The sequence below is a fragment of the Sporosarcina sp. D27 genome, assembly GCF_000586555.1.
Lineage (GTDB): Bacteria > Bacillota > Bacilli > Bacillales_A > Planococcaceae > Sporosarcina.
The window spans coordinates 1-378 of sequence record NZ_AZUC01000023.1 but is presented as its reverse complement, the minus strand read 5'-3'; the positions used below and the strand labels follow the sequence as shown (position 1 = coordinate 378).

Here is a 378-nt window from a genome sequence, read left to right as displayed (position 1 = left end):
CTATGCAGAGTTGATTTTCGCTGCGAGCGGCCGCTTTCCGAGGGGCTTGCTCTCAGCCGCTTCCCTCGCTTTGCTCAGTCCAGGGTCTTCCAAAACACGTGCTCCTAGCGCTTCGCTTTTACTCGCAAAAGCTGTTCTTCGTCACAGCTTTCGCTGATCCCTCCGAAGTCGCCGCTCTCCGCTACAATCAATAGGATGTCCCAATTATCAAATGAGGTAATGGAAATGATGATGAAGAATCAAATCAAACAACGGGAACAGCCGGAGATGCTTTCAATCTAACAGTTAGTTCGGCAAGACCATCTAGTCCGTAAATTAGAGGCAGCAATTGATTTTCACTTCATTTATCGATTGGTTGCAGATCTATATCCCATATTC

General features: G+C 47.1%; 1 pseudogene. It reads left to right on the top strand.

Annotated elements, in window-relative coordinates:
* Positions 1–225: 225 nt before the first annotated feature.
* Positions 226–378, top strand: a pseudogene (locus N693_RS19920) (IS5/IS1182 family transposase); the annotation flags it as partial.